The sequence below is a fragment of the Streptomyces sp. NPDC004134 genome (assembly GCF_042874195.1).
Taxonomy (GTDB): domain Bacteria; phylum Actinomycetota; class Actinomycetes; order Streptomycetales; family Streptomycetaceae; genus Streptomyces.
In genome coordinates, this window is record NZ_JBIAMS010000026.1 from 82,820 (window position 1) to 105,114 (window position 22,295).

Consider the following 22,295-nt stretch of genomic DNA (forward strand, 5'->3'; position numbering starts at 1 on the left):
GCCGGATTCGTGGGCCGCGAACGATGGCGCACCTGTTCCGGTCATTCCGCCGGTCCAGTAGCCCGCGTACCCGACGCACTGCGCCTCCCCGGTGCGTGAACGCCCCGCGCGGGGCCTGTCTGCGCGGTCATACGCGGTCGTCGGCCGGCGTCAGGGGGTGCCGTAGCGCTCGGCGTGGTCCGCCCGGAGGGCGGCGTCGAACTCCTCGATGCGGGCCGTGAGCGTCGTGACGAGTTCGGGGTAGTGCCGGGAGAGGTCGTAGCACTCCCCGGGATCGCGGGCGAGGTCGAAGAGCTGCGGCAGCTCCTCGGTGGGGGAGAAGGCGCGGCCGGTGAAGTACGGCCCGGGCACGCGGCGCACGTGCAGCTTCCAGTCGCCGCGCCGGACGGCGTTGCAGTTGCCGACGGACGGTGTCCGCTGGTCGTCGTAGTAGAAGAGGTCGCCGCGGTCCATCCGGCGGCCGGTGGCCAGGGCACGCAGGATGCTGCGGCCGTCGATGGTGCGATCCGGGTCGGGCTCGACGCCCGCGGCCTCCAGGAGGGTCGGGAGGACGTCCACGAGAGAGGTGGGCTGGCGGTAGGTGACCCCGGCCGGTACGACGGCGGGCCACTCGACCACGAACGGCACCCGCTGGCCGCCCTCGTACGTCTCGGCCTTGCGGCCGTAGAGGTCGCCGGCGCTGCCGACGTACCACGGCCCGTTGTCGCTGGTGAAGATCACGCAGGTGTTGTCGCGGACGCCGAGGGCGTCGAGTTCGTCCAGCAGCACGCCCACGTAGTGGTCGATCTCCTCCACCGAGTCGCCGTGCGGACCCGCCGCCGAGCGGCCCGCGAACTCCGAGGCGAGGGGCTCGTGCGGTTGGGTGATGGCGAGGTAGACGAAGAACGGCCGGTCGGCGTGGGCGCGGATGAAGGAGACGGTCTCCTCCGCATAACGCCGCGTCAGGCCGGCCTGCTCCGGGGGCTGTTCGACGATCTCGCGGTCGTCGTAGAGCGGCAGCGGCGCCATGTCGTTGGAGTACGGCAGACCGAAGTAGCGGTCGAAGCCGTGCTCCATGGGGTGCAGTCCGGGGTCGACGGCGGGGTTGCCGAGGTGCCACTTGCCGATGTGGGCCGTCGCGTAGCCCGCACCCTTGAGGTACGTGGCGAGCGTCGTCTCCCGCGACGACATCCCATTGGTGTGGTCGGGGAAGAGCACGGTCGCGAGGTTCACGCGCGGTGCGTAGCAGCCGGTCAGCAGCGCGGCGCGGGACGGGGTGCAGGTGGGGGCGCCCGCGTAGAAGTCGGTGAAGCGCATGCCGCGGCGCGCCATGCCGTCGATGACGGGCGTGTCCACCAGCGGCGAGCCGTAGCAGCCGGGGTCGCCGTAGCCGAGGTCGTCGCAGTAGACGATCACGACGTTCGGTGCGGCCGCCTCCTCGCCGTGGGCGGGGGCGGCGGTGGTGACGCCGGCGACGGCGGCCAGGCCCATGGCGCCGGAGCCCTTCAGGATGGTCCGTCGGGTGGCGGATGCCGTGGAGGAAGCCGTAGGAGTGGCTTCGCCGGGGTGGACGCTCATACGGTCGTCGTCTCCTTCCGCGCCGCAGCCTCGGCGGCGACGTCGTCGCGCAGCTCCTCCAACGGCCCGCGCAGCCGCTCCACGACACCGGGGTGGAGGGCGGCCACGTTGTACGCCTCGCGGACGTCGGCCGTGACGTCGAACAACTGCGGCATGTACGGGGTCCTGCCGGCACCGAACGCGACGTGCAGCTTCCAGCGGTCGCTGCGCACGGCGTTCAGCCACTCGTCGAAGAAGAGGTAGACGGGCCCCCGGACGGGGGAGGGACGGCCGGTCAGCAGCGCGGACATGTCTTCGCCGTCGAGGCCGTCCGGCGGGTCCACCCCGGCGAGCGCGCACAGCGAGGGCGTCAGGTCCAGCAGCGAGCGCGGTGTTTCGTCGCGGGTGCGGCGGGTGACGGAGGGCCAGGAGGCGAGGAACGGGACGCGGACGCCGCCGTCGAAGACCTCGGGTTTGCGGCCGCGCCGTTCCTGGGTGCGGCCCTCGTAGCGCGGGCCGTTGTCGCTGGTGACGATCACCAGCGTCCGGCGGGTCAGCCTCCTGCGGTCGAGGTGGCGCAGGAGCACGCCGAGGTAGTGGTCGAGCTGCTCGACCAGGTCGCCGTAGGCACCGGCGGCGGACGCGCCGTGGAAGCGGGGCTCGACCCGGTAGGGGGCGTGCGGTCCGAGGTGGGAGAGGACGGCGAGGAACGGGCCGTCGCGGTGGTCGTCGACGAAGTCGAGGGCGGCGTCGGTGAGACGGCGCGCGGACTGCGCCGGGTCGGCGTCGTCCACGACGGCCTTCCGCCCCTCGTACCAGGCCAGCGGCGTGACGTCGGTGCCGTGCAGGGTGCCCTCGAAGCGGTCGAAGCCGTGATCGAGCGGGTGCCGGCCGGGCCGCGTGCCGAGCCGCCACTGACCGAACAGCCCGGTGGCGTAGCCCGCGCTCCCGAGCGCCTTCGCGACGGTGACCGCGTCCGGGGGCAGGCCGGCGTCGGTGCCGGGGCCGGTGGAGGCGGGCAGGCCGTAGCGCGCCCCGTAGCGCCCGGTGAGCAGGCCGGCCCGCGACGGCGTGTCCGTCGAGGCGGCGGCGTACATCGCCTCGCAGACGACACCGTCGGCCGCGAGCCGGGTCATCGCGGGCGTGCGGATGAGGCGCGAGCCGTACGGGCTGAGATCACCGATGCCCAGGTCGTCCGCGAGAACCACGACAACGTTCGGTGGCACCATGACCCGCCTCTCTCCTCATGACAGGAACATGTCGACCATAGAAGGCTTCGGTCGGGCAGCCAACACCTTTGACGGCCGGAGAGTGAACTTTCTCCACTGCGAGGCGAAAGTGCCGGAGCCTTCGGCGCCGGCCGTACGACTGCCGCATGACCGCCCGCCGCACCGAGGGCGCCCCGGTGGCCGGTCCACTCCGGTCACCGGGGGCGCGGCGGTCACCGCACGGCCGGCTCTACCACTCGGGGGAGGGTTCGCCGGGCGCGAGAGGCGTGGGAGTGCCGGTCTCTTCGGGGACGGGCGTCGGCTCCCCCGGCTCCTTGCTCGGAGTGCGGGGCTCCGAGGGAACGGCTGTCGGCTCTTCCGGCATCTCGCTCGGAATCCCGGCGTCGGAGGGGACGAGCGCCGGCTCGCCGGGCGCCTCGCTCGGGGTCTCGGTGTCCGAGGGGACGGGCGTCGGCTCGCCGGGCACCTCGCTCGGCACGGCGGACTCCTGCGAGCCGGGGCCGCCGGCCGGCTTCTCGGTGCCGGTGGTGGCGTGGGCGAGGGCGCCCAGGCCGCCGACGGCCAGGACGCCCGCGGCGGTTGCCGTGAGGATCAGTCGGCGCGGACGCCTGGGATGACGGGTCGTCAAGGTGACTCCTGATGCGTGGTGGTCGACCGGCCCCGGCCGTCGCCGAAGCCCTTGCATGAGAGGAGTACGGGGGCGGGGACGCCTCAGGTTGCACGGCCCGTCCGGGAGAATTTCCGCCCGGCAGCGTGCAACCTCCCGCCGCCCGCTCACGTAGAGGAATGTGAGAAGCGTCGTGATCCGAAGGGCGGGGTGGGTGAGGGAAGCGGTACGGGAGCGGGAGTTCCGGGAGTTCGCCGAGGCCCGGCAGGCGGACCTCAGACGCAGCGCGTACCTGCTCTGCGGTGACTGGCACCAGGCCCAGGACCTGACCCAGACCACGCTCATGAAGCTCTACGCGGCCTGGGGGCGGGTCCGCCGGGACGGCAATGTGGACGCGTACGCCCGTACGATCCTCACCCGCGTCTTCATCGACCAGCTCCGCCGCCGGGCCTGGCGGGAGGAGCTGATGGAGGACGTGCCCGAGGCGCCCCAGGCGCCCCCGACCACCCAGGAACTGCGGCTGGTGATGCAGTCCGCGCTGAGGGAACTGCCGCCCCGGTACCGGGCGGTGCTGGTGCTGCGGTTCTGGGAGGACTGGAGTGTGGAGCAGACCGCGGAAGCGCTCCGGGTGAGCCCGGGAACGGTCAAGAGCCAGAGCGCGCGGGGGCTGCGCCGGCTGCGCCAGCTCCTCGGCACCCCCGCCCACGAGGTGAACGGAAGGTGAGGCGGGAGATGGACGAGAGTGAATCCGCCGACCTGCACCGCGCCTTCGCGGCGATGGCGGACGACCCCACGGCGCCGCCGATGCCCAGCGTCACCGACGCGGCCGTCGCCGGCGGCCGCCGGATCCGCCGCCGCCGGGCCGCGGCCGCCGCCGGGAGCGCGCTGGCGGTGGCCGCCCTCGCCGTCAGCCTCGCGGCCGGCCTTCCCGGTCTGGGGTCCGAGGACCGTTCCAGGCCCGCCACCCCGCCGCCCAGCAGCCCACCGGCTTCGTCCACGCCGCCCTCGCCGTCCGAGCCTCCGTCGGAGATCCCCAGCGGGATTCCCACACCGACGGGGAACGACGACCATCCGGGGGTGCCGTCCTCCGGGAGCTCCCCGTCCACCGACTCCGAGTAGGGCGGTGCTCCCCGGCGACGGCACCGGGCCCGGTTGGGCCGCGGTGCCGCGGCAGGGCCTGACGTCTACTCGAAGAACTTCAGGCTGTAGCCCACGTCGGTCGTACTGCCAGGGACGTTGGCGCGCCGGTACGTGGTGTTGCTCCACCAGACCGCCGTCCCGGAGTACCAGAAGCGGTTGGCCCATGTGTACGGAGTGCCCTTGGCCACCGCGTGGAACATCGTGGGGAAACGGTTGCCGGAGGGCGGGCCGGCGTTGACGTCGCCCTGCGGAAGGACGAACGTGTGGTGGCCGGGGCCGTTGACGTTCACCGTCGGTGTCCAGCCGGACATCATGGACGGCGCATGCGAGCCGAACAGGCAGCCGTTGCTCTTGTACCAGTCCCAGACGTAGGTGGGATCGCCGCCGGCCCTCAGCCGCAGGTCGGCGATGCAGTACTTGTCGCTCCAACTGCCGTTCGCGGAGTAGACGACGTGCAACTGGCCGTTCGGGTCGACGATCGGCTGGGGCGCTTCGTTGATGAACGGGTTGCCCACCACGCGCTCCCACGGCTCACGCGGCTGCGAGATGATGTAGCGGCCGCCGGTGGAGGCGGTGGGGCCGCTCATCCGGGCGACGTAGAGGTTCTGTTCGACGTTGGTGTCGCCGGCCCAGCCCGACCATACGAACCAGCGCTGCCCGCCGAACGTGAACGGCACCCCGTCGATGGCCCACTTGTCGCCGGGCAGGGCCACCTTGACGGCCGCGGAGTAGCCGGAGGTCGGGTTCGCGGAGCCGATGTGGTACATCCGGTGCGCCGCACCGCGGCCGGCGGCGAAGTAGATGCGGTACTGGCCGTCGTGATGGACGATCTCCGGCGCCCAAACCTCGCCCAGATTGCCGGTGTCCTGCCACACCTGATGCTTGGGGGCGGTGGCCACGGCCTCCGGCGTGGACGCCGTCCGCACCGCGATCCCGCCGTCCACCGACTTGGCGGAGACGTAGAGGCTGCCCACCTTGATGATGCTGGGGTCGGCCCCGCCCACCAGAGCACGGCCGAGCGTGGACGGCGGCGCCGCCGTCGCAGCCGTCGCCGCCTCCTGAGCTGATGGGCCGGCGGGTCCGTCACCGGGCTTGGCGGCGGTGGCGGCTTGTCCGAGAGCGAGTACGCCGATCAGCCCTAACGGGACGGCACCGGCGAGCCAACGGGAAGGGCGCATCAGGTCCTCCTGGTGTGTACATGACTCACATGGAGAGCGCTCTCAACTGTCACGGCGACGGGGGAAACCTGTCAAGGAACGCAACCGGGCCACTGCGAGCCGGCGCGCAGCGGTTCGTTCAGCCTGCTCTCGCATGCTCAATGAGTCCGGCAGTTCGGCCGCGGTGAACGTCGCCAACCCCGGCCGGCCCCCGGCCTGACCGTCTCCGTCACCCTCGCCGCCCGCGGCCGCACCCGCCGGATAACCGTCGAGTTGGGCTCCGGCGGGGACCTCGGCAAGACGATGCCGCGCCTCCTCGCTCGACCTGCCGGAGTGCCGCCGCCCGGCCTGCCGCACCGTCAGGCCCGGCGGCGGTCGCTCCGTGACCGACCCCAACTACTCGTTTGGCCGTTCGACGTTTGCCGTCGTTGGAGCAATCTCGCCTTGCAGGCTTGACGGTCCATGGCGAGACGTTCATCCTCGTCGGGCAGTGGTGTAGTCCAATCTTGCCGTACTTCACCGGCAAGTTCCCCTGTATCTGCCGTCATCAACGCCGTGGCGGCCCGGAGAAGGAGGCGGCCAGACCACAGCGTCTGTCATGTTTCGCGACCCTCCAGTGCACTTGGGCACGTGCGGATGCCTGTTCCAGCGAGCAGGAGGTCAGGGCACCGGCGCCATCGCGGTACTCGGGCGCCACAGGCGACAATTGGAGGTTGATCGTGCACGGTGCTTCGACTCTCGTGCCGGTGAGGGCCCGCCCTCCCGGCCGCCTGCACAGATGGGCAGCGCTGCTCGCCCTGGCGGTGGTCTTCCTGGCGTCGCAGGGATGGCCCCGTGACGCGGCTGCCGCAGTGCCCGCGTACGACGGACAACCGCGTTTCGACACCGCGTTGTTCAGCATCAAGAGCCCGAACAACGCCGCGGCCCAGGAGTTCACCACGGCCGCCGGCCGGGTGGACAGGGCCTCCCTCTACCTGGCGAGCCGTGCCGCCTCGGGCACCGTCACGGTGGAGGTCCGGACGGTGCGAGAGGATCCCGCGTCCGCGATCTCTTCGAGCACACGGGACCTCGCGCGGCTCGGCGGCGGCGGAGCGGCATGGCTCGACTTCCCGCTCGGCGTCGACGTCACCCCCGGAAAGACCTACTACCTGTTCGCCCAGGCGACCACGACGGAGAACAAGGCGATCGCCTGGCACGGCACCAGGTCACCGGTCGAGGGATCGCTCACGAGCTGGAACTACGACCTCCCGGTGCTCGGTGGCTGGCGGGCGTACACCACCCGTACCGCCTTCTTCATCAACCCGACCGGCGCCGAGGGCTGCGGCGACCCGGACGCGTGCTACCGCGCCGTGCCCGACCACGTCTTCGCCGCCTCCACGGCGGGCTTGTACTCCAACGGGAAGGCCACGGAGGCCATCACACCCGTGCAGGCGTACGGCTCCGAGTACGTGCGGGACAGCAACGTCCTGCGACTCCCCAGCGGCCGCTGGCGCTACCTGCCCGCGGGCGGGACCGAGCCGGTGACGGTGCGCGCGAACGACCCCGGTGCACGGCGTCAGATCAGCGAGTCGCGCGCCTGGCTGAAGCGCGGCACCGTTCCCGGCAAGACGGGTCCTCAACGCAAGGCCGCGGCACGGGCCTTGCTGTCCATGAGAGCACTCGTCCAGCCCAACGGGGCTTCCGCCGCCGCCTGGTACTCCATCTGGACGTACTCGTGGCCCCGCGACTCCAGCTACGTCGCCGCGGCGTTCGCACACACGGGACACACGGAGGAGGCGTACCGGATCCTGACGTACAACGCCTCCACCCAGCGCCCGGACGGCACCTGGGAAGCGCGTACCACCTTGGACGGCGCGGGACCGCCCGACAACCGGCATTGGCAGCTCGACGCCAACGGCTGGGTTCCCTGGTCCACATGGCAGTGGTACCAGGCCGCTCCGCGGAATACCCGCGACGCGGACCTGGCCAAGCTGTACCCGGCGATCGAAAAGGCCGCCGACTACGCTGCCGGCACCCTGGACGGGGACGGACTGCCGCCGGCCTCCCCGGACTACTGGGAACTCGGCACCGATACCCCGAACATCGGAACCGCCGCACCGCTGCTCAGCGGCCTCAACGCCGCGGCCGACCTCGCCCGGGCCCTCGGCCACGACGACCGCGCGGCGACCTGGGCAGAGGCCGCAGGCAGGCTGTCGGACGCCATCGCCGAGCACTTCGCCCCCCTCGGCTACCAGCGCACGGTGGACGGCCTGCACGGCCGCGACAGCGCGGCCGCCTTCATGGCACCGCCCTTCAACACCGCGCCCTCCGACCTGCCGGACGCGCTCGACTCCACCTACGACGCTCTGCTGCGCCCGAACGGCGGTGTCGTCCCCGGCGACGACCCGGGCCACAACTGGGGCACGTCGACCTGGACACCCAGCACGTCGTTCTTCGGACTGGCGTGGGCGGGCCTCGGCGAGCGAGAGAAGGCCGGCCGCGTGCTCGACTGGGTGCTCTCCAGGCGCAACGTCCTCGGCGAGCTGCCCGAGAAGGTCGACAACGACGGCAACCCGGCGTCGGTCGTCCCGCTCGGCTGGACGGATTCCCTGTTCGTCCTGACCTTGCTCCAACTCGACCGCGACGCGGCCCTCCCCGTGCCACCCGGGGCCCGCTGACGCCCGCCGTACGCCGGACTCTGCCCCCTGCCTCGGCCCAGGCAGGGGGCAGGGCCGGTGATACGGCCGGGAAGGTACGCAGCCACCTGCCTGACGCGCACCCCGGCCGAGCAATGGCTTCCGGGCGGAGCCATCGGCCGTCTCCGTGACCGCCCCCGCCTGAGATGATCGGCAGGAATGAAGGACTGAACGCAGAGGTAGAGAGCCTTGATCATTCCAATACTGCTCGTCGTCCTGGCGCTCGTACTCGGGGGCTGCGTATGCGTGGTGTGGGCGGCACGTGGGGGAGGACCCCGATGGGTCCGTGCCGCGGCGACCCTGACCCTCGCCGCCGGGAACGTGGTACGCAGTTCCGCGGGCGGCCGGCGTAGCGACAGCAACGGCAACACCAGCGGCGACGACTAATGTCCGGCGACCGTCTCATGCGCATCCGCAGTGCCGAGTTCCAGGCCATGGCCGAGAGGGTCCTGCGGGTCACCGCGCTCACTTCCCGCCTGAACGTCCTGCCTTTCGAAGACGAAGCGGGCAAGGCGGAACTGTTCGAGCGGATCCTCGGCAAGCCGCTGCCGCCGAGAGTCACGATCTATCCGCCCTTCTTCACCGACCACGGCCTGAACCTCGACCTCGCGGAACGCGTCTTCATCAACCAGAACTGCACCTTCCTGGACTACGCCGGCATCCGCATCGGCAGGCGCGTGATGATCGGCCCGAAGGTCACGTTCATCACCAGCGGGCACCCGGTCGATCCCGGGGAGCGGCGGCTGTACCTCACCGGCGCACCCATCGACGTGGCGGAGAACGTGTGGATCGGTGCCGGTGCCACCATCCTGCCCGGCGTCACCATCGGCCGCGACGCCGTGGTCGCCGCCGGCGCGGTCGTGGCCGACGACGTTCCGCCGGCGAGCCTGGTGACCGGCGGCAAAGCAACCGTGCACCGCCGGTGGATCTCGGATGATGCGTGACGCCGTGACAAGGTCCGCGGCCCTTGGAGCCTTGTCGGCCGCGTGCGGCGTGGCGGGGCTCCAAGGGGCGAGCTGCTGAGGTGCCGTCAACTGGTCCGGTTGTAGATCGCCGTGCCGGGGCAGCCGGAGTAGCCGAGGCGGGCGCCGCAGCCGGTGTACTGGCTGGAGCCGTTCCACCACGTCCAGCCGCCGATGGTGCGGCCGTTCAGCCAGGTGTACTGGCCGACGAGGTTCGCGTCGTACGTGCGCAGGCTCCAGTGCACGTGCGCGCCCGTCGCCGAACCGCCGGCGCAGACGTCGGTGCCGATGGTGCCGAGCAGGGCGCTGCTGCCGATCGATGTCCCGTTGTAGTAGGTCGTGTTCCACATGTGGTAGTAGTCCGTCGAGAAGCCGCCGGGGTGGATCACCCTGGTCCAGCCGCCGCCGGCACCGCACATCGAGGTCGCCGTGCCTTCACGGGACGATCGGACCCGCCCGCTGGCGTTGCCGCCGGCGAAGTCGAGGCTGCTCCAGTAGCCGGTCCCGCCGGTGTGGGAGTGGGGACCGCCGGTCACGGTCATGTAGTAGTCGGGCATCCACGGCAGCAGCAGCCCGCCGGTGTTGGCCGCGGCCCTCGCCGGTGACGCCTTCTTGTCCGGGGTCACCTTGCGCTGCGCGTAGTCCGTCATGGCTTTCCGCTCGGCCTTGCCGACCAGCGGCGAGGCCGCTACGTGCTCGGTGAACTCGCGGTCGCCTTCGAGGCCGGCGATCCAGCGGCCGTTCTCGCGGTGGGCGATGTAGAGCCAGCCCTCCGGCTGGCCGTGCGCCTTGCGCGAGGCTTCGACGTACGCCACACCGCGGGCCCATCCGGGCGAGACGGTGCGGACGTCGACGACCACCTTGCGGCCCTCGGCGGCGAGTTTCCTGACGGCCTTCGCCGGGGCGAGTCCCTTGGCGTCGTGGGAACGGGAGAGGGCATCGGCGGAGACCGCGTCGATCAGCGCTTTGCGGCCGGTGCCGAGGCGGTCGGCAACCTTGTCCGGCATCTTCACGGTGACACCGGTGGACGGCGAGGCGGTGGACGCGGGTGTCGCGAGGGGTCTTTCTGCCGTTCCCGGGGAGGTGGCCACCGCCGAGGGCGCGGTGGCGAGCAGCCCGGTGACGGCGAGAGCGGCGAGGGTGGTTCTCACGGACAGCTTGGAGAGCATGGGTGGTACCCCATTCCCGTACGCGAGGTCCTGTCGGGTGAACAGGTCAGCGGGATTTTGGCACAACGCGGTCACGCTCTGCGAGGCGCCGAAATCAGGGAATGTGCAGATCGGGGATTCAATGTCATCCTTGCGTCACATTCGGCGAAGTCGCCGGCGGTGGGGGAGACGTGCCGTCCTGCGCCACAGGGCCGGCGCGGAGACATGAAGCGTCGTCGGCCTGCTCGTGACGTGCGTCCCGCTGCTGTACGAGGTGTGGCCCACACCCGATACGCCACGGCCCCGTTGCCCTGCGACGTCGCCGAGGGAGGCGGGCCCGGGCGGGCTTCGTCACAATCCATGAATCGTGTCACCACGTATTGACGGGCCATTTCTAGCGAAATACGGTTCCGCTACATCCATGAATTGAAACGTTTCAATCTAGCGATGGAGCACGTATGAGACTTCGGAGAAGGAGACCCGGGCCCTGGCGCGCCGTCACCGTCCTGGCCGCGGTGCTCGCCTCGGTCGCCGCGCTCACCGCTCCGGCCGCCGGGACCACGGACGCGCAGGCGGTGTCCCGTGCTCCCGAGCGGCCGTCCGCGCCGACCGGGCTGCGGACGAACTCGCTGCCCGCCCCCGCGGACGTGGACGCCGCCGGGACGGTCGAGTTCGGCTGGCAGTCCGCGCTGCGCCGGCAGGGCGCGTACAAGGTCGAGGTGACGCGCCTCGGCGCGGACCGCCCGGTGTGGGCGTCCGGCAAGGTCGAGTCGGCGCGGTCGTCCGCCGTACGCTACGCCGGTCCCGCGCTCCGTACGGGCGAGCGGTACCGGTGGCGCGTGCAGGTCTGGGACGAGGACCGCCGGCCCTCTCGGTGGTCGGAGTACGCATCGTTCGGCACCGGTCCCGGCGCCGACTGGGGCGATTCGGCGCCTGTGTGGCCCCGCCGGCCGGCCGAGGAGAAGTGGACCGACTACCGCGTCGACCTGACGCTCACGGTCACCCGCACCGCCCTCGGCGTCCGCTTCCGGTCGCCGGACCCGAAGAACGGCTACATGTGGCAGTTCCGGGCGGCCGGCGCGGCCAACCCCAACACCCTTGTGCCGCACATCCAGACCGATGGCCGATTCCAGGTCGGCGACCCCGTACCGCTCGGGACCGAGCTGAAGACCGGCACCGAGCACCGGGTCAGCATCGAAGCCGTCGGCTCCACCCTCACCACCTCCCTCGACGGCCGCGTCGTGGACCGCCGCACCGACACCGCCTACCCCGAGGGCGTCATCGGCTTCCGCAACGGCGGCAGCGAGACGGGCGTCGTGGACGACGTGCGCGTCACCGGCCTGACCGGCACCGGCGACGGCACCGAGCTGTACCGCAACGACTTCGAAGGACCCGGGGCGGGCTTCCCGTGCGGGACCGTCCAGAACGGGGCGCTCAGCCTCGGGACCGGTGTCGACTGCCTCAACGTCAACAGGGCCAACGACTGGGCGCTGTTCCGCGACGACTTCTCGCTCGCGCATGGCAAGAAGGTCGCCTGGGCGACCGTCTTCGCCACCGGCTCCGCGTACTCCAGCGCCAAGCAGTACGTGTACAAGATGTACCTGGACGGGGAGTTCGTCGGGCTCGGCCCGACGAGCCCGACCGGCGACGAGGTCCGCTACGACGGCTTCGACCTCACCGACCGGCTCCGCACACGCGGCCCGCACACGCTCTCCGCGATCGCGTACGCCACGAAGGACCAGCGCTTCCAGGCCCATGTGATCGTGCGCTACACCGACGGCACCACCCAGACCCTCGGCACCGGAGCCGGCTGGCAGGCCAGGTCCGGAAGCGGCATCTGGACGTCGGCGGACAGCATCGGCACGAACTACTGGTACGCGCCCCAGGAGGACGTCGACATGGCCGCGTTCCCGGACGGGTTCGGGAAGCCCGGCTTCACCGGCCCCGGCTGGAGCGCCCCCGAGGTCAAGGAGCCGTTCGGCAACCTCGCCCCGACACCGTTCGCGAAGGTCGAGGAGCAGACGCACGCCCCCGCGAAGATCGTCGACCTCGGCGGCGGCGACTACTTCGTCGACTTCGGCCGCACCTGGATGGGCGGCGTCAGGCTCACCCTGGACGGCCGGCAGGACCAGCAGGTCCGGCTGCAGTTCGGCGAGGAGCTGTCGGCTCCGCACACCGCCCGCTACCGGATGCGTACCGGCAACACGTACGAGGACGTCCTCACCCTCCGCGACGGCCGGCAGACCGCCGGCACCTGGGGCATGCGCGTCTTCCGCTACCTGAACATCGTCGACTCGCCCGTCCCCGTCACGAAGGACAACCTGAGCGCGCTCGCCCTGGTCTACCCCTTCGACCGCGACGCGGCCCGGCTGACCTCCTCCGACCCCGACCTCGTCAAGGTCTGGCAGTTCACCAAGGACACCATCGAGACCGCCAACCAGAACTTCTTCACCGACTCCTGGACCCGCGAGCGCACCAACTACGAGGCCGACGCCTACATCCAGTTGCTGTCCAACCTCCACCTCACCGAGGACCCGACGCTCAGCCAGTACTCCATGGACTACTTCGAGGAGAACCGCACCTGGCCCACCGAGTGGCCGATGTACGTGATCAGCGCCGTGTACGACACCTGGCAGCGCACCGGCTCCACCGACCAGATCGAGCGCGCCTACGACACGCTCAGGCCCAAACTGCTCGACGAGGACTACGACCCCGTCACCGGCACCATCGTCCAGCGCGACGCCATCGTCGACTGGCCCGACAGCCAGCGCGACGGCTACCGGTTCACCGACCAGAACACCGTCCTCAACGCCCTCGCCTACAGCAACTACCGGCAGATGGAGACCATCGCCGGAGAACTCGGCCACGACCAGGACGCCGAGGACTTCCGGGCGAAGGCCCGGACGATCCGCGACGCCCTCAACACCAGGTTCTACGACCCGGAGCAGGGCGCCTACGACGACGGGCTGGACAAGGACGGCGTCCCGACCGGCCACCGTGCCGTGCACGCGAGCGTGTTCCCGGCCGCCTTCGGAGTACCCGAAGACGCCGGCCGCCGCGGCGCCGTCGCGGACTACATCGCCTCCCGGGGCATGGCCTGCAGCGTCTACTGCTCCGGGTTCCTGCTCCAGGCCCTCTACGACGCGGACCGCGGTCAGGAGGCGCTCGACCTGCTGACCTCCTCCGGCACGAACGGCTGGCTGCACATGCTCGACATCGGCGCCGGCGCCACCGGCGAAGCCTGGGACCCCGGCCAGAAGGGCAACATGACCTGGTCGCACCCATGGGCGACGGCCCCCGCGTACGTCATCCCACGCGACATGTACGGCATCCAGCCGACGTCGCCGGGGTACGCGACCTTCCGGGTCCGGCCCCAGACCGGCGACCAGCGCTTCGGCTCCGTCACGCTGCCGACCGTCAAGGGCACCATCGGGGTCTCCTTCCACCGGTCCGGCGACCGGCAGGACCTCGGCGTCAGCGTGCCCGGCAACACCACCGGGACGGTCGGCGTGCTCGCGCCCGAGGGCCACGAGGCAGCGGTCGTGTACGTCGACGGCCGGCCCGTCGAGGGCGAACGCGACGGCGACCGCATCACCGTGCAGGTGGGCGCCGGCTGCCACGTCCTCAGCACCTCGTGGACGGCGAGCGTGCGCGACGACGACCGCCTGACGGGCGTCTGCCGCAAGGAGAACTGAAGCCGGCGTGCGCTGCCGCGGGGAAGCCGGCGACCCGGACCGGCTCCCGCGCGGCGCTCGGCGTCTGCGGGGTGAGGGCCCCGGTCGCCTACGGGGGCGACCGGGGCTTTTCCGCCCGGGCAACGGCGCGTGAACCGGGCGGAGTCTCAGGGGAGGGTGAGGGCCGTGTGGGCCGGGCGGGGCTGCGGGGCCGGGAGGGTGGTGAGGGTGCGGAGCCTGGTGTTGCGGGCGTCGAGGGCCTCCTGGGTGGTCGGGAAGAGGGTCGCGCCGCCTTCGCCGACCAGGTTCTGGTTCCGGGTGACGAAGTCGCGGGTGGCGTGTTCGTACGCGGCGAAGCCCCCGGTGTGGTCCCGGTCGGCGAGCGAGGCGGCGAGCATGTACGCGCCGACGAGCGCGAGGCTGGTGCCCTGGCCGGTGAGGAACGAGGGGGCGTACGCGGCGTCGCCGAGCAGGGCGGCTCTGCCCCGCGACCAGCGGGGCATCCGGATCTGGGCGACCGCGTCGAAGAACACGTCGTCCGCCTCCCGCATCGCGGTCAGCATCCCCGCCACCTCCCAGCCCGCGTCGGCGAAGACCTCGGCCACCAGGTGCCGTTGGGCCCGCGGGTCCGGGAAGGCGGCGAACGGCGGTGTGGGGCGGGCGAAGGTCAGGAAGGCGTGCACGTCGTCGTCGGGGCCCGTGGCGTAGAGCGCCGCGGCTCTGCCGGGGGTGTTCCACATGACGGTCTCGTAGGCGAGCCCGAAGGCGTTGGGCACGGTGAAGACGGCGAAGCAGTAGCCGAGGTAGCGGTGGAACTGCTCCTCGGGGCCGAAGAGCAGCTTCCGGGTGTGCGAGTGCATCCCGTCCGCGCCGAACACCATGTCGTACGTACGCCTCCCGCCCCCGCGGAAAACGACGTCGACCCCGCGGCCGCTCTGCTCCAGGGTGTCGACCGAGTCGCCGAAGACGAACTCCACGTCGTCGCGGACCGCCGCGTACAGGGCGTCGGTGAGGTCCCCGCGCCGTACCTCCAGGTCGTGGCCCGCGACGCCGCCGGTGACCGCGTGCGGGTGGACCGCGGCCACCTCGCTGCCGTCGGCGGCGAGGAACGTCAGCCGGCGCAGGTCGATGTGGGCGTCCCGCAGGCGGGGGAGTACGCCCATCCTGCGGACGACCTCCAGGGCGGTGCCGCGTACGTCGACGGGGTAGCCGCCGCTGCGGAGCGTGCCCGCCTTCTCCACCACCGTGACCGCGTATCCGCGGCGGTTCAGCCAGTACGCGAGGACGGGCCCCGCGATGCTGGCACCGGAGATCAGGACGCGGGTGGGTGCCGTGCTCATTCCTTGGCTCCTTTGCTCATGGTGCGCGTGACCAGCAGGGACAGCGCGGTGACGGCGCCGGCTATGACGAAGCCGGTGACGAAGGAGGACTCGGCCGGGATCTGCCCGCCCGCGGGCGTCCCGGCGGTGAGGAGGGCGCCGCCGAGCTGCGCGCCCACGGCGAAGCCGACCACGCGCGTCACCAGGATCAGGCTGCTGGCGATGCCGGTGTCGCGCTGCTCGACGGACGTGGCGGTGCTGGTCATCATCGCCGTGACGCACAGGCCGTTGGCGAGGGCGATCAGCGTCTTGCCGGCGACGACGTGCCAGACCTCGCCGTGCACGGCCGCCAGGGCGAACAGCGAGAAGGCGAGCATGACGGCCCCGGTGCCGACCACCGCGCGCGAGCCGAACCGCCGCGTCCCGATTCCGCCGAGCGGCCCGGCCAGCGACGCGGCCACGGCGCCCGGCAGCAGGAGGAATCCGATCGCGGTGGCGCCGGCCCCGAACCCGTACGCCTCCTTCGGCAGCGCGAGCAACTGCGGTACGAGGAAGACCGGCACCGAGGTCCCGACGCAGATCAGGAACGTCAGCACGCACGCCTTCCAGATCTCCGGGCGCGCCAGCATCCGCAGGTCGATCATCGGCGCGGACGCGCGGCGCTCGACGGCCGTCCACCCGATCGTGAAGGCGGCCAGTGCCGCGATGAGCGCGGCGAGTACGAGGGGCCGCGAGCGGAGTTCCGGGACCTTGGCGAGGATGGCCATGAGCGTGCCCAGCGCGCCGCTCAGCAGCAGCAGGCCCGGCCAGTCGATCCCGCCCCCGCCGGACCGGCCGGGCGCGTCGGCCGGCATCAGCCTGTGCACCAGCAGCGTCGACCCGATGACCGCGAAGGTCGGCAGCGCGAACATCCAGTGCCGGGACAGCTCTTCCGCCACCGGCCCGGCCGCCAGCGTGCCCGCCATCCCGCCCCCGACGAACAGCCCGCTGACGACCCCGATGGCCACCTTCGACTCGCCGGCGGGCAGGTGGGCGCGTACCACGATGAACGACAGCGGCAGCGCGCCGACCATCGCGCCCTGGAGCACCTGGCCGAGCAGCAGCACCGGCAGGTTCGGCGCCACGGCGGATATCAGGCCGCCCACCGAGACCACCGCCATCAGCCGGATCAGGACCCGCTTCCCGCCGTAGCGGTCGCCGAACTTGCCGGCGATCGGGGTGGTGAGCGCGCCGGTGATGAGGAGCGCGACGCTGAGCAGCGCGCCTTCCGCGGGGCTCAGGTGCAGCTCGCGTTGGAGGAGCGGGAGCGTCGGCGTCACCACCGACTCCAGGGCGCCGGTGGCGACGGCCAGCATGCCGAGGGCCCCGACGGCGGCCTTTCCGATGGGGACAGGGGGAGCCAGGGTTGAGGTCATGAGCGTCCTTTCCGAGCCGAGGAGTTCGGGGGGCTACGGAGCCGGTGAGGCTGCGGCCGTACGGGGGCGCGCCGCCGCCCCGCGCGGGGGTGCGCCGGCGGACCGCGCGGCGGCGTGGCCGAGGCCGGCCACCGCCAGCGCGACGCACGCCGCCGCCGCCACCGCGAGGCCCGCGTGCACCCGGCATAGCGCGGCGCCGGCGACCGCCCCGGCGGCCAGGAGCGCGACGGCGGCGCTCCGCCGCAGCGCCCCCTGCCCGCGGGCCGCGCCCAGCCGGGAGTCCGCCGCGAGGCCGGTCAGCGTGGAGGTGACGACCACCGTGGTGACGTCCTTGACCGCCAGGTGCCGGGCGGTCGCCGCCTGCGCCCCCATGGCCAGCGCGAGCCCCGACGCTGTCAGCGCGCGGGCGCCGGGCGTGCCCGCCCCGCCCGCGGCCAGGCCGGACGCCGCGGCGGCCAGGGCCAGTCCGACGCCGGTCAGCAGCACCGTGCACCGGCGGCTCCAGCCCGCGGCGGCGGTGCGCAGCAGCCGTCCGGCGACGGCGGCGCCGGCGAGGAAGAGGGCGAGCGCCAGGGCAGGGCCGAGGACCGGCAGCCCCGTTCCGCCCGCGGCCGCCATCCCGAGGATGACGACGTTGCCGGTCATGTTGCCCGCGAACACCTGGTCCAGGTGCAGGTAGCCGACGGCGTCGACCACGCCCGTCGCGAAGGTGAGGGCGAGCATCAGCGCCGGCGGACCGACCGGCCGGCCGCGGGCCGCGGTGCCGCTCATCGCCCGGTCGCGTAACCCTGGGCGCCGCGCGGGTTCGCGGCCGCCTGGAGGAGGCCGCTGTCCGGGTCGCGCGTGACGACGGACAGGCGGCCCTGGCTCCACGGCCCCGAGACCGTCACGTCGTGCCCGCGGGCGCGCAGTTCGCCGGCGATCGCCTCCCCCGCCCGCTCCTCGATCACCAGCCCGGCGGGCGTCCAGGTACGCGGCCAGAACGAACTCGGCACCGCGGTGGTGTGGAACGCGGGCGCGTCGATCGCCTCCTGCGGCGTGAGACCGAGGGCCAGGGTGCGTACCAGATAGAGCAGTTGCCACTGGTCCTGCTGGTCGCCCCCCGGTGTGCCCAGCGCGGCCACCGGCCGGCCGCCGCGCAGCAGCAGGGTCGGGCTCAGGGTGGTGCGGGGCCGCCGCCCCGGCGCCAGGCGGGCGGGGGCCGCCGGATCGAGCCAGGTCATCTGCAGCCGGGTGCCCAGGGCGAAGCCGAGTTCCGGCACGGCGGGGGAGGACTGGAGCCAGCCGCCGGACGGGGTGGCGGAGATGATGTTCCCCCAGCGGTCCACGACGTCGATATGGCAGGTGTCGCCGCGGGTGTCCCCGGTCTGCTGCACGGTGGGTTCGCCCACGCCTTCGGCCCGTACGGCGTGCTGCTCGGTGACCAGCGGCGGCGTGTACGGCGCGACGCCGATGTCGCCGGGCCGCAGCGCGGCCGACGCGGCGGCGCCGATCTGCGCGGCGCGCTCGCGGGCGTACGCGGGCGAGAGCAGCCGGCGCAGGACGGTCTCGGCGTCCGCCGGGTCCAGGTGGCCGTAGTACGCCTCGCGGTCGGCCATCGCCAGCTTCAGCGCCTCGGCGAGGGTGTGGACGCCCGCGGCTGTCGACGGGTCGATCCGGTCGTCGCCGAAGTGGTCGAGCATGGCGAGGACTTGCAGCAGCACGGGGCCCTGGGACCACAGCCCGGCCTTCGCCACGGTGACGCCGCGGAACTCCGCGGTGACCGCGGGCTCCAGCGACGGCCGGAAGTCGGCGAGGTCGGCGGCGGTGAGCACCCCGGCGTGGTCGCGGCCCGAGGAGTGCCGGTGCGGCACGGCCGCGGACCGGGCCAGCGCGGCGGCCACGAACCCGGTGCGCCAGGCGTCCCGCGCGGCGCCGATGCGCGCGGCCCTGCTCGCGCCGGCACCCTCGGCGCAGAGCCGGCGCAGGGTGCGGGCGTAGGCGGGGTTGACGAGGGTCTCGTACGGGCCGGGGGCGCGCCCCCGCGGCATCCACTGGGCGTACGAGGTCGGCCAGTGCGTACGGAAGAGGTCCTCGACCGTCGCCAGGACGCCCGCCAGTTGGGGCACGGCGGGAACGCCGCGCTCCGCGTAGCCGACGGCGTACGCCAGCACGTCCGCGAGCTCCCAGGTGCCGAACTCGGCGAGCAGCCACAGCCAGGAGTCGACCGCGCCCGGAACGGCCGCGGCGAGCGCGCCGGCGCCCGGCACGTGGTCGAGGCCCTCGGCCCGGAAGTGCGCGATCGTGGCTCCCCGCGGGGCGTGCCCCTGCCCCGCGAGCACCCGGGGCGCGGGATCCGCCGCGGTGGCGAGTACCGCGACGAGGTCGCCGCCCGGGCCGTTGAGGTGCGGTTCGGCGACGTGCAGGACGAAGGCGCCGGCCGTGGCCGCGTCGAAGGCGTTGCCGCCGCGCTCCAGCACGGACTGGGCCGTCGCGGAGGCCAGCCAGTGCGTCGAGGCGCACATGCCGAAGGAGCCGCGCAGCGTGGGGCGCGTGGTGTGCGGGGGTGCGTCGGTCGGTGACGGTCGCTGACCGGCCATGTCTGTCACATTCCGTTCGTCTCGTACGCGGTGGCCGTGCGGCGCGTGCCTACGGCGCGTGGTGCGTGGCGTGGTGGGCGGCGAGCACGTCGCCGCCGAAGTCGGCCACCGGGTCCCGCCACACGGCGTGGGCGTGGTTGACCCCGCGGTGGATGTTGGTCCACTCGACGAGCAGCCGCGGGCCCTGAAGGCGGTAGTAGTGCGGTTCGCCCGCCGCGGTGGAGCCGGCCCAGGCGAGGTGGACGGCGTCGAGCGCCGCCGGATCCTCGTACCGGGCCAGCGGGGACACCCCTGCGGGGACGCGGTCGAGGTACGTGCCGAGCAGGGCGCGCAGCAACTCCCGCTGTGCGGCGTCGAGTTCCGAACCCGGTACGCCCTTGGGCGCCGGCGTGAGGGCGAGCGCCCGCTGGTCGGTGCCGGCCAGCCCGGTGACCGGGTGGTCGGCGCGGTCCGGGACGTGCGGCCCCGGGCGCCAGAGTTCGCGGCGCCGCAGCTCGCGGCCGTCGACCCGGGTGCTGTTGCCCGCCACCACGTCGTGCGGGGCGCGCGGCAGCAGTACGGCGCGGGCGGCGGCGCCGGGGCGCAGGGAACGTACCAGCTCGCGGGCCAGGTCCTCGGCCGCCCCCAGCGGGCGCAGTGCCGCGCCGCCCAGCAGCGGGGACACGGCGGGGTCGGCGCCCAGGAAGCACGGGGTGGCGGCGGCGACGCGCCCGTCCACGACGAGGTTGTTGAGCGAGACGTGGTGGCCGCCGAACCGCCAGCCCCACGGCTGCGCCCCGCCGGGCTCGCCGAACACCCGCAGGTAGTACATGGCGGGATCGCGGGTGCGCTCCCGGCCCCAGTCGATCGCGAAGCCCTCGACGCGGTCGAGCACGTTCTCCAGGCCGAGCACGGTGGCGACGGTGGTGTACCCGGCTTCCGACAGGCCGCTGGCGACCAGCCGCATCACGAGCCGGTGCTGGGCGGGGCGCTGCTGGTGGAAGGTCAGGCCGCCGTGGTCGGTGGGGGTGTAGAACCAGCGGGTCCGTTCGGCGTCGGCGCCGCCGCCGGCCGCCGGCGGCGGCCCGACCGCGGCCCGGCGCTGGTCCGGGTCGAGGGAGTCGAGCCACGCCAGGGCCGCCTCGGCCATCCGGGCCGCGACCTCGCGGCTGCCGTCAGCCACGGCTGCCGCCGGCCACGCCGAGGAAGTCGCGTACCCGAAGGGCGATCGTGTCCGCGAACTCCACCGCGATCCCGTGCCGCCCGTCCTCGATCGCGCACAGCTCGGCGTGCGGCATCCGCTGCGCCATCAGCACGGCGCCGGCGTACGGCGCCAGCCGGTCCGCCGTGCCGTGCACGATCAGCGTGGGCGCGGTGATCTCGCCGAGCCGGTCGCGTACTTCGTGCTGCCGGGCGACGTCGTGGCGGCGGGCGCGCTGCCCGGGCGTACGGACGGTGAGCGTCCGGCCGGCCGCGGCCGGCAGCCCGGCCCGGCCCGCGGGGCTGAAGAAGAAGTCGGCGGCGGCGTGCTGCCGGTCGCCGGGCGACATCCGCAGCAGCTCGTCGATCGCCGCGCCGCCCATCGCGAAGCTCGGCGTGGTGGCCACCAGGACGAGGGACGCGACGCGGCCGGGGTGCCGGAGCGCGGCGTGCTGCGCGACCGCGCCGCCGAAGGAGGTGCCCAGCAGGTGCGCCCGCGGCAGCTCCAGCGCGTCGAGCAGGGCGGCGAGGTCGTCGGCGAGGTCTTCGAGCGCGTACGGGACCGGCGGGTTCACGGTGATACCCGAGTCCCGCTGGTCGTACGAGATCGCCCGGATCCCCGCGCCGAGCCGGCCGCGGAGCACGGCGAACTGCGTGCGGTCGCTCTCGCCGCCGTGCACGAGGACGAGCGGCACGCCGCTGCCGCCGTCGATGACCCCGACGTCGAGTCCGCCCGCTCGCACGGTCGCACTGGCCGGTTCCGCGGGTTCCTGCTCCTGCCCTGCCTGGTGCGTTGCCACCGCTGACCTCCTTGTCGATGCAGTCGTAAGATATACCTACGATTTGAGATGCGTCTATCACTTCACGCGAAGGGATTTCCGCCCGGCACGAGGGAGTGTGCGGGCACGGCTGTGCGCCGGGCGTCATACCCGGGGGGTGAAAGTGAGGTGCTACCGCGGTAGGGGAGGGGGCGGCCGGTCAGCCGGCCCGCGCCCACCCGCGCAGCGCACCGCGGTACGCCTCGGTCAGCCGCGTGATGACCTCGCGGCGGGAGAGCCCCGTCTCCCGCAGCAGGTCCCGGACCTCCCGCGGGTCGAAGATCACGTTGCTGAGGAACAGGGCGTATTCGAGCATGTCGTCCGGGACGCCGATGTCGTCCATCAGCCCGCGCACGGGTCCGCTCCAGGCGTCCCGGGTGGCGACGATGATCTCGTTCCCGCCGTGCAGCCGCTCCAGGAAACCCCGCCGGGAGCGGAGCTGCACCAGCGCCGGGCCGTGCTCCGCGAGCAGGTCCACCCACTTGTCCACGACGGCGTCGAACAGCGGCCGGCCCTGCGCGGCCGACGCCGTGCTGAAGTCGCGCAGCTCCTCGACGACGCTGAGCACGTAGGCCGCGAGCACGTCGTCCATCGAGGAGTAGTAGCGGTATGCGGTGGCAGGGCCGATCTCCGCGCGCGACGCGACCGCCTGCATGGTGAGCCCGTCGGGCGCCTCCCGGGCGAGTTCGCCGACGGCCTCCAGAAGGCGCCGGCGGTTGCGGCGGGTGTCGCTGCGCAGTTTGCGCCCCCCGTCCGGGGCGGCCTGCTGGTCGGCCACGCGGCTCCTCCGCCTCATCGACGTGCAGGCACAGGGTAGCGCCCCGGGTTACGGGCCGGCCGCGCGCCCGTACGCGGCG

General features: G+C 72.9%; 18 protein-coding genes. 6 read left to right on the forward strand and 12 right to left on the reverse strand.

Annotation, left to right across the window (positions count from 1 at the left end; translation table 11 throughout):
* Nucleotides 1-150: 150 nt before the first annotated feature.
* From ACFYVJ_RS27775 to ACFYVJ_RS27785, 3 genes are all read right to left on the reverse strand, one after another.
* Complete coding sequence (locus tag ACFYVJ_RS27775) at nt 151-1,557, reverse strand: sulfatase (protein WP_388896885.1); 1,407 nt, start codon at nt 1,555-1,557, stop codon at nt 151-153.
* The gene (locus ACFYVJ_RS27780) at nt 1,554-2,765 is read right to left on the reverse strand and encodes a sulfatase-like hydrolase/transferase (protein WP_388896888.1); all 1,212 of its coding nucleotides are present in this window, start codon (nt 2,763-2,765) and stop codon (nt 1,554-1,556) included. The genes ACFYVJ_RS27775 and ACFYVJ_RS27780 overlap by 4 nt, the downstream gene beginning before the upstream one ends.
* Before the next feature lie 229 nt (nt 2,766-2,994).
* The gene (locus tag ACFYVJ_RS27785; RefSeq protein WP_388896890.1) at nt 2,995-3,393 is read right to left on the reverse strand and encodes a hypothetical protein; all 399 of its coding nucleotides are present in this window, start codon (nt 3,391-3,393) and stop codon (nt 2,995-2,997) included.
* A 193-nt stretch (nt 3,394-3,586) separates the two neighbouring features.
* Between ACFYVJ_RS27785 and ACFYVJ_RS27790 the strand changes: the two genes are divergently transcribed.
* Nucleotides 3,587-4,096 (forward strand): SigE family RNA polymerase sigma factor, encoded by a 510-nt coding sequence (locus ACFYVJ_RS27790; RefSeq protein ID WP_388896893.1) that lies wholly within the window; start codon nt 3,587-3,589, stop codon nt 4,094-4,096.
* 8 nt (nt 4,097-4,104) lie between these two features.
* Nucleotides 4,105-4,491, forward strand: coding sequence for a hypothetical protein (locus ACFYVJ_RS27795; protein ID WP_388896895.1), 387 nt, complete (start codon nt 4,105-4,107; stop codon nt 4,489-4,491).
* Nucleotides 4,492-4,556: 65 nt separating this feature from the next.
* Here ACFYVJ_RS27795 and ACFYVJ_RS27800 read toward each other — a convergent pair whose 3' ends face one another.
* Nucleotides 4,557-5,516, reverse strand: coding sequence for a glycoside hydrolase family 43 protein (locus ACFYVJ_RS27800; RefSeq protein ID WP_388896976.1), 960 nt, complete (start codon nt 5,514-5,516; stop codon nt 4,557-4,559).
* An 899-nt stretch (nt 5,517-6,415) separates the two neighbouring features.
* On the opposite strand from ACFYVJ_RS27800, the gene ACFYVJ_RS27805 reads away from it, so the two are divergent.
* The 3 genes from ACFYVJ_RS27805 (at nt 6,416) to ACFYVJ_RS27815 (ending at nt 9,288) form a co-directional block, all read left to right on the forward strand.
* Nucleotides 6,416-8,326, forward strand: coding sequence for a hypothetical protein (locus tag ACFYVJ_RS27805; protein ID WP_388896898.1), 1,911 nt, complete (start codon nt 6,416-6,418; stop codon nt 8,324-8,326).
* Between the two features lie 207 nt (nt 8,327-8,533).
* A complete protein-coding gene (locus tag ACFYVJ_RS27810) occupies nt 8,534-8,731 on the forward strand; it encodes a hypothetical protein (RefSeq protein ID WP_388896900.1) in 198 nt (65 codons plus the stop codon).
* A complete protein-coding gene (locus ACFYVJ_RS27815) occupies nt 8,731-9,288 on the forward strand; it encodes a DapH/DapD/GlmU-related protein (protein ID WP_388896903.1) in 558 nt (185 codons plus the stop codon). The genes ACFYVJ_RS27810 and ACFYVJ_RS27815 overlap by 1 nt, the downstream gene beginning before the upstream one ends.
* An 86-nt stretch (nt 9,289-9,374) precedes the next feature.
* Here the strand turns inward: ACFYVJ_RS27815 and ACFYVJ_RS27820 are convergent, their stop codons facing one another.
* Nucleotides 9,375-10,475 (reverse strand): M23 family peptidase, encoded by a 1,101-nt coding sequence (locus ACFYVJ_RS27820; protein ID WP_388896906.1) that lies wholly within the window; start codon nt 10,473-10,475, stop codon nt 9,375-9,377.
* A 437-nt stretch (nt 10,476-10,912) separates the two neighbouring features.
* On the opposite strand from ACFYVJ_RS27820, the gene ACFYVJ_RS27825 reads away from it, so the two are divergent.
* A complete protein-coding gene (locus ACFYVJ_RS27825; RefSeq protein ID WP_388896908.1) occupies nt 10,913-14,149 on the forward strand; it encodes a family 78 glycoside hydrolase catalytic domain in 3,237 nt (1,078 codons plus the stop codon).
* 146 nt (nt 14,150-14,295) lie between these two features.
* Here the strand turns inward: ACFYVJ_RS27825 and ACFYVJ_RS27830 are convergent, their stop codons facing one another.
* The 7 genes from ACFYVJ_RS27830 to ACFYVJ_RS27860 form a co-directional block, all read right to left on the reverse strand.
* Nucleotides 14,296-15,468 (reverse strand): FAD-dependent monooxygenase, encoded by a 1,173-nt coding sequence (locus tag ACFYVJ_RS27830; protein ID WP_388896911.1) that lies wholly within the window; start codon nt 15,466-15,468, stop codon nt 14,296-14,298.
* Nucleotides 15,465-16,862 carry an MFS transporter gene (locus ACFYVJ_RS27835; protein WP_388896913.1) on the reverse strand — a complete coding sequence of 466 codons (1,398 nt, stop codon included), beginning with the start codon at nt 16,860-16,862 and terminating at the stop codon, nt 15,465-15,467. The genes ACFYVJ_RS27830 and ACFYVJ_RS27835 overlap by 4 nt, the downstream gene beginning before the upstream one ends.
* A 33-nt stretch (nt 16,863-16,895) precedes the next feature.
* Nucleotides 16,896-17,633 carry a YoaK family protein gene (locus ACFYVJ_RS27840; protein ID WP_388896916.1) on the reverse strand — a complete coding sequence of 246 codons (738 nt, stop codon included), beginning with the start codon at nt 17,631-17,633 and terminating at the stop codon, nt 16,896-16,898.
* Nucleotides 17,630-19,441 carry a gamma-glutamyltransferase family protein gene (locus ACFYVJ_RS27845; RefSeq protein WP_388896919.1) on the reverse strand — a complete coding sequence of 604 codons (1,812 nt, stop codon included), beginning with the start codon at nt 19,439-19,441 and terminating at the stop codon, nt 17,630-17,632. The genes ACFYVJ_RS27840 and ACFYVJ_RS27845 overlap by 4 nt, the downstream gene beginning before the upstream one ends.
* A gap of 49 nt (nt 19,442-19,490) precedes the next feature.
* Nucleotides 19,491-20,603 (reverse strand): DUF3500 domain-containing protein, encoded by a 1,113-nt coding sequence (locus ACFYVJ_RS27850; protein WP_388896921.1) that lies wholly within the window; start codon nt 20,601-20,603, stop codon nt 19,491-19,493.
* Nucleotides 20,596-21,420: an alpha/beta fold hydrolase gene (locus ACFYVJ_RS27855; RefSeq protein WP_388896924.1), complete on the reverse strand. Its 825-nt coding sequence runs from the start codon at nt 21,418-21,420 to the stop codon at nt 20,596-20,598. Before ACFYVJ_RS27855 ends, ACFYVJ_RS27850 begins: the two co-directional genes overlap by 8 nt.
* Nucleotides 21,421-21,598: 178 nt before the next feature.
* Nucleotides 21,599-22,216, reverse strand: a complete 618-nt coding sequence (locus ACFYVJ_RS27860) for a TetR/AcrR family transcriptional regulator (RefSeq protein WP_388896926.1) — start codon at nt 22,214-22,216, stop codon at nt 21,599-21,601.
* Nucleotides 22,217-22,295: the final 79 nt, after the last annotated feature.